This window comes from Janthinobacterium pasteuri (assembly GCF_051380775.1).
Taxonomy (GTDB): domain Bacteria; phylum Pseudomonadota; class Gammaproteobacteria; order Burkholderiales; family Burkholderiaceae_D; genus Janthinobacterium.
Genome location: NZ_JBNYXS010000047.1, coordinates 1 through 7039, shown reverse-complemented (window position 1 = coordinate 7039; position 7039 = coordinate 1). Strand labels below are relative to the sequence as shown.

Annotated in this window: 4 protein-coding genes; all 4 read right to left on the bottom strand. The window is 57.5% G+C overall.

All coding sequences use genetic code 11. The annotated features are described in order from the left end of the window. Positions 1-235: 235 nt before the first annotated feature. The 4 genes from ACQ4WN_RS26075 to ACQ4WN_RS26060 are packed head-to-tail and all read right to left on the bottom strand — an operon-like array spanning position 236 to position 6832. A complete protein-coding gene (locus ACQ4WN_RS26075; protein ID WP_436554112.1) occupies positions 236-1429 on the bottom strand; it encodes a Wadjet anti-phage system protein JetD domain-containing protein in 1194 nt (397 codons plus the stop codon). After that, a complete protein-coding gene (locus ACQ4WN_RS26070) occupies positions 1426-4794 on the bottom strand; it encodes an ATP-binding protein (protein ID WP_436554111.1) in 3369 nt (1122 codons plus the stop codon). Before ACQ4WN_RS26070 ends, ACQ4WN_RS26075 begins: the two co-directional genes overlap by 4 nt. A gap of 26 nt (positions 4795-4820) precedes the next feature. Then, the gene (locus ACQ4WN_RS26065) at positions 4821-5417 is read right to left on the bottom strand and encodes a DUF4194 domain-containing protein (RefSeq protein ID WP_436554113.1); all 597 of its coding nucleotides are present in this window, start codon (positions 5415-5417) and stop codon (positions 4821-4823) included. Then, complete coding sequence (locus ACQ4WN_RS26060) at positions 5417-6832, bottom strand: DUF3375 domain-containing protein (protein ID WP_436554110.1); 1416 nt, start codon at positions 6830-6832, stop codon at positions 5417-5419. Before ACQ4WN_RS26060 ends, ACQ4WN_RS26065 begins: the two co-directional genes overlap by 1 nt. Between the last annotated feature and the right edge of the window lie 207 nt (positions 6833-7039).

Below are 7039 nucleotides of genomic sequence, written 5' to 3'. Positions count from 1 at the left end.
CAAATGCCCACACTTATCGACTGTTAATTGTTAAAGAACTGTATTCGGTACTGCTTTCGCGCTATCGACAAAGCGTTGTGTTTGTCAGCTGCGAAGAAGGAAGAGTATGAAGCGTTTTCAGCATTTCGTCAACCTTCTTTTTTACCCACTTCACTCAGCATTTGCATGCATCGTTCAGCGAGGGGGCGAATTATAGCCAAGCGCTCCGATAGTAGCAAGGCTTTCAGGCGATATTTTAAATGGCCGACCGGACCCAGTGAAAACCCAGCCGTTCCTGCTCCATGCGGACGCACTCTCCCAAGGTATTGTCACGTAACATGCGAAACAAAGCTTGCTCCTCATCCGTCAAGCGAGTCAGATTACCAGCATAACGTTTATGTTGTTCTTCACTGCCCCATAATAAGCGATGCGCTTCAAGGGTTGCGATATCCATCAACATGGAACGTGCGTGGGGCAAGTATTCGCGCAAGCGATCAAGAATGGCAAAACCATGGGTATCGATATCGCCCCAGTAAATCACCTCACAGTCCGCTAGCCAAGGCAAACCTCCCAAGCGGTCGACACCATACCCGCCACCGAAGATCACCATGCTGTCCGCTACCTCCGGAAATGCCAGCCCATTGATTTCATTTTCGGTGATAAAGACGCGTTTTACCGTGGTCCGCAAGGCAGAAAACTGCGCCACGGGTACGCTCAAGTCAGACAGCCCACCGATATGGTGGCGCGCATCGAGCAGGCGAAAGCGTATCAATGCCGGCTTGCTCAGCAATCCATAACGCGCTTCAAATTGACGGGCACCGATCGCCTGCATATCAATTGCCTCCGACGGCATGAGCTGGTCCAGCAATTCCGCCAGCAAAGCCTTGCGCGTTTCGATGAACTTACTGTCCACCCCAGGAATGTCGAGCTCGCGCAAATAGCGATGCGGGCGGGGATGGGCGACAAACCACTGCAAGATCAGGACGATGCGCTCCCATGCGGGCGCATGTTCCAGCAACAGCATCGGCCGGCGCGCGATCCAGCCGGCCAAAACCGGAAAAGCCTGCAGCGTCAGGGTTGACAGTTGCTCGAAGCGCCGTTTTTCAGCACCTTTTCCGATCAGCCACAATGCGTCGGCTTCATCAGCCACAACGACACTGGCCGGCATACGGTTACGCCCCAGCTGACGATGATTGATGTCACGCCATTCGATGGCATAGCCTTGTCCCTTATGGCTCTTGCTGCCCTCGTCAAGCTGCCGTATCCAGCGCCTCACTTCGTCGAATTGCTCGCCCAGGGTGGCCGTCCCCGGCTGGCGTAAATTAGGTGTCCATGGAAATATCGAGTTGCCATTCACATGCGCCGCCAACAGGCGGCCACTGTCCCACAGGCGCAGTAGCTGGGCTCGAATGGCCGCTGGCGAGGTCCAGTTGCTGCTCATGTCATTCATACGGGATGCGCCTTGCGTTCGGCTTGGTATTGCTCAATGCTCAGGTAACGCAACATCGATTGCCGCCCTTCTTCGCTGTGCACAAAACCCAGCCCGGCAACATAGGGTTCGATGATATGAATTTTTTGTAACGGCGTGACGATGAGCAATTGCAAATTCATGCGTCTGAACAGTTCCAGTCCATATCGTGCAGATTCGTCCGAACCGCGGCCGAACGCTTCATCGATCACGACAAAACGGAAGGAACGGGAGCGCACCACCCCCCACTCCAAGCCGAACTGGTATGCCAGGCTGGCGGCCAGCACGGTATAGGCCAGCTTTTCCTTCTGTCCGCCAGACTTGCCGCCGGCATCGGTGTAATGTTCATGCTCGCGGTCGTCTTCGCGCCAGCGCTCGGAAGCCGAAAAGACAAACCAGTTGCGCACATCGGTTACCTTGCGCGTCCAGCGCTTGTCCACCTCGGCGCTGCCGCTGCGGCCCCGGAAACGCTCGATGATGGTTTTTACCTGCAGAAACTTGGCTTCCGAATATTCTTCGTCGCTCGACCCGGTCAGCGCGCCTTTGGTGCAGGCACGCAAGTCGGCCTGGAAGTCGCGCAGGTCGGCGTCCAGGTTAGGCTCGGCTTCCAGCGCGATGTAGCGGTTGGGGTTGTAATCGATATCGTGCAGCGAGCGGTTGATGATATCGATGCGTTCGCGGATGGTTTCCCGCTCACGCTTGAGCTGCGACTGAAAGCCGGCAATTTCGCGGATCGTGTTTTCATTCAGCAGCTCCTTGAAGCGCTGCGCAAAGCGCGGCAAATCATCGGCCTGCAGTGCCGCCAGCATCTTGCCGAATTCGCCAGCGGCATTGATGCTCACATCGACCTCACGCGTATCGAGCGGCCAGGCCGTGACGTAATCGCTCATGGTATTGATGATACGGTCGCGCAAACTGGCGATTTTCTTGCTATCGGCATCAATACGCGCTTGCAAGAAGCCACGCATGTCTTTTTCGCGGTTATCGCACGACTCCACCGTCAGCTTGTGTTCGCCCAGGGCTTCCGCCTGCAATTGCAGCAGCAGGGGAAAATACAGGTCGCGCGCGTGCTCAGGTGTGGCCTCCAGCAACTGTGCACAGTCGGCCAACTGGCGCCGTGCCTGATCTTGACGTTCGCTGAGCCTGGCATGCTCAGTGGTGTGACGGCTGATGTCCTCGTCCGTGCCGGCTTGCGCTTGCGTCAGTGCTTCAAGCTGACTCTGCAGTTCACGCAACAAATCCGACGCCGCTTCCAGTGCCTCTTTTTCACGCAGTAATTGTTCGATCGCCAGCAACAGCGGCTTCCAGTCCAGATCGCCGAAATGCTGGAACAGCGCCAGTTGCTGCCATTGGCCCAGATGCTCCTGATGTGATTGACGTTCAAGCTTCAGTGCCCTGATGCGTGCGCCATGGGCGGTGATGCGCAACGCCAGGTCACGGGCCTGCTTTTCCAGCGCCGCGATCTTGGAGTGGTTGGTCCAGCCCAGCACATAGCGCGCACGGTCATCGAGACGATGGCGGTCATCCTTTTCGTGACGCTCGCCACCCGCCTTGATCTGGCCATTGCGCGTGATGGCCAGTTTTTCGCGTTGAAATTGTTGCAGTGAATCACAGCAGGCATAGTCGAAGCGCCGTGCCAGTTCACTGGTGATCCAGGGATAGAAGACCGAATCGGGCTTGATGGACAGCTTGCGCACCAGCGAATCCGGATGCAGCGGCCGCGCTTCCGGCACGCTGACTGCACGCACCCGAAAATAGACCAGGCGGGCGCCGAGATGGCTACGGTCCACCCATGCCGCCACCGCCGCATAATGGACTTCCGGCACCAGCAGCGCCAGACCGAAATTGTGCAGCAGGCGTTCGGCCGCCCCCTCCCACTCACTGGCATCGTCGCGTACCTGGATCAGCTCGCCAACAAAGGGCAGCTCGTCACCATCGAGATCCAGCGCGCCACACAGCAAGTCGCGCAGTTTCAGCATCTGGCCTGGAATATTCGAGCGCCGCTGGCGTAACGATTCAAGTTCTGCCGTCAGCTCGCCATGGCTGGCACCGAGTTCATGTACTTTCACACCCGCCTCGGTCAGGCTGTTCTGACACTCGTCATGCTGCACCATGCATTGCGCCTGGCCAGTGTCAATGGCGCGCAAATTGGCACGAAAGCCTTCCTCATCAGCCGCGCCCGGCAACCCAAGCGCTTGCGCCAATTCATCATATTGCGCGCCACGCCGCGCGCGTTCATCCTGCAACGTTTGCTGACGCGCAATCTCGACGTCGATCTGCGCCAGACGGTTGCCGCCGTTGGCAGAAATGGCTTCCCGGATTTCATCGCGGCGCACGCCTTGCTCGCCGCGCAACTGTTGCAGCCGTTGCAGGCGGGCAGTGGTTTTTTCCAGCTCCAGCGCCAGTTGTTCCAGACGGCTTTCCAGCAAGTCACTTTTCAAGGAGGCAAACCACGGCCGCAGCGCTTCGCGGCAGCCGCGCAATTGCTCATCCTGCTGCTGCAAGCTGGCATGACGTGCGCAGTCGGCAGTCAGCGGCAACAATTGCTCGATCTGCTGTTTCGCCTTCAGTACCGCTTCGTGCGCGCGATGCAAATCATCGAAATGGGCGATCAGGGCGGCGATGCGCTCTTCGACGGGAAACGCTTCGAGCATGTGCTCACGCACGAAGTCGGTCAGGTTGCCGACCGATTTCATCGACACCGTCTGGTGAAACAATTCCATCGCCTGCTCATTGCCGATACCGAAGCGGCGACGGAAATCGGCGCCATAGGGCGGAAAGGTATCGTGCAGAACGACACCCTTGCTGGCGCGCAGGCGCTTGCGCAACTGGTTGATATCGGTGCCGAAGCCGGCGAACTGGTCTGCGATCGACAAGGCACTGTCCGCCACGACATAAAAGCGCTCGGGCTGGCCGCGTGCATCCTTGAGCCAGAAGACCTGCGCCAGGGTCACAGTCTGATCGTAGCCCTCGTTATAAAACACGCCGAGGATCACGGCATAAGTATTCTGGTCACGCAAGGCGACCGCGCGCGCCGTGTTGCCAGTGTCGCCGCGTTCCGATTTGTAGTGGCCGAGCACATACGTGCGCAGGCTGCGCTCATGCGCGTCGGCGCCAGCAGCCTTGTTATAAGAAATCTTTTGAGCGGGAACCAGCAAGGTGGTGATGGCGTCGACCAGCGTCGACTTGCCAGAACCGATGTCGCCGGTCAGCAGCAGATTGTCGCCACCCGGATGCAGTTTCCACACACGCGCATGGAAGGTGCCCCAATTCAAGACTTCGAAGTGATGCAGGCGAAAGCCGGCGCGCTCCATGGCCGCCGGGTCGGCGAAATCAAGCTGCGGCATTACACCGTCCTCATGGTCACGCACCGTCATCCAGCCTCTCCCCACAGGCTCATGCCATGACCGGCGTAATCATTCAGGCGCTGCTCGAAATCGCTGAGCCATTGCGCATCGACAAAGGCCTTCAAAATGCGCCGCACTTCAAATTGATGCTCCTGTCCACGCAAACGATACAGGAAGCCCAGTTCGACCACTTTGTTCAGATGCGTCTCCATGCGGTCGAGCAAACGTGCTTCATTGGCGGTATCGGGCAGGAAAAGGCGCAATTGTTCGGTGATCTGCTCACGACTGACGATCAATCGCGTATCACCGCCATTGCTGTCGAACTCCGCCAGCTTTTTACGCAACAGCACCAGGATCAAACTGACCGGATAACTGAGCTGGCGGCGCGGCACCAGGCGAGGCAGCGCAACTTCCCCTTCCGGCGTGGCGCGCTGGCGCAGGTAGGCATAGCCCTCGGCTTCATCGAGGATCAGCTCCAGTCCGATTTGCTGGCAATAATCGCGCACGCGCGCTTGCAACAGCAGCAGGGGCTGCCACAAGGCGACATCGTTTTCCTGGTACAACACGCCTTGCATCAAGGCGATCAGGATCTGGCTGTAATGCGTTTCGCTGGAAGAATTCATCATGTGCTGAAAATAAGGAGAGGCACCGTGGCAAGGCGCGCACGACCTTGAGCATCGGTCCAGTGTATCGTTTCTTCTTGCGTGTCGTCGATCACGCTGGGCAATTCCTGCGTCGCCAGGCTCAGATAAGTGGCCAGTTCCGCCAAGCCCTGCTCAAGCGGATACTCGGCGATCAGCGAGGCCAGTGAAATCTGCTTACGCTCTTGCAACGCGCGCTGAACGTTCGACGCCAGTTTCAAGCGGTCGACGTAGACCTGACCGAAGAGGGCTTCCGATGGTATGGGCTCAGCCATTTCATCGAGCACGCTATGCAAGATCACCGGTTTGAATGGCGGTGTAAACAAAGTGCGATCCATGGGTACCATCACATCCGGCCCAGCGACATCGATTTCGATAAAGACGGCATGCTCGATGACTGCGCGCGCATCAAGCGCCTTTTTTTCTATATCGCGTATCAGCTGCATGATACGGCGGTTTTCCAGCCATGCCTGGTCATCGAGATAGCGCCGCAGCTGTTCGGACAAACGGGCCACCGTGCGCTGCGTCACCTCACCCGCCTCCAGCCAGTCGTAATGTATCCGCAGCAAACGGCCATCGGGCGCCAGTTCACGCACCGGATCGAGTGCCATTACCGCATTCAGCAGCGCCGTCAATTCATCCTGGCGCGATGGCGACATCAACAGATCCCAGAAGGCGCGAAAGCTTTTCCCCTCGTCGGAATCGGCGATCACATCACGCTTGCCGAAAATCTCCTGCAGTAATTCACCTTTGCTGCCCTTCCAGGTGGCGATACGTTCACGCACCGAGCGATCCAGACTGCGAAAATTGTGCTCGACAGCGCGAAAGTCCGACAACAGTTCGCGCGCCGTCGACGACATTTGCAGGAAGCGTTCGCGTATCTGGGTCGGCTCCATCATGTCGAGCCGGCCCTGGGCGATTTGCGCGATTTCCGCATCGATGGCTGCCTTGCGTTTCTGCAGTTCGGCGATACGGGTACGGGGATTCAATTCCGTGCCATCGATAATCTGCCGCAGCAGATCGAATACCGTTATCAGGCGCGATTCGGTACCGATGAATTGGCGCTGGCCCAGGCCAAGCAGCCATTCGATTGCCTGTTCGGTCGGCGACGTCAGATCATAGTGCGGTTCGTCTTGCCCGCTTGGATAGTATTTGCGTAGCCAGCTCCGTTCATCGGAAGCCCAGTCGTCCAGATACGCTGTCGCGCTTTTGGGAAACAACACCTCGCCAGCCAGTTCATGCAGATGATACAGATGATCGTCCAGATGCGATGCCAGTTGCTGGCGCGCGATGGTACGGATATTGGGCGCAATAAAATGATGGTGCAGGAAACTGGCGATCATCGGCGCATGATCGGCGGCGAGCAAACGCCAGGCCGGATGGTTGCGGCGCTGCATAGAAAGTTGTTGATAGTCCATCTGTATGCGTTTTAGGGCAATTGCGCACTGTAGCACCGATCAATGGCACAACTCATGACAAATCTCTAAACGTAAAAAAACCCCCAGCGGATCACCGATGGGGGTTTTTTCGAATAACAAGCCTGACGATAACCTACTTTCACACTGGTTGCAGCACTATCATCGGCGCAAAGTTGTTTCACGGTC

What these genes read in the sequence shown, in the direction of transcription:
- ACQ4WN_RS26075 (WP_436554112.1), bottom strand. Translation starts at nt 1,429, where the DNA reads ATGAATGACATGAGCAGCAACTGGACCTCGCCAGCGGCCATTCGAGCC.
- ACQ4WN_RS26070 (WP_436554111.1), bottom strand. Translation starts at nt 4,794, where the DNA reads ATGCCGCAGCTTGATTTCGCCGACCCGGCGGCCATGGAGCGCGCCGGC.
- ACQ4WN_RS26065 (WP_436554113.1), bottom strand. Translation starts at nt 5,417, where the DNA reads ATGAATTCTTCCAGCGAAACGCATTACAGCCAGATCCTGATCGCCTTG.
- ACQ4WN_RS26060 (WP_436554110.1), bottom strand. Translation starts at nt 6,832, where the DNA reads ATGCAGCGCCGCAACCATCCGGCCTGGCGTTTGCTCGCCGCCGATCAT.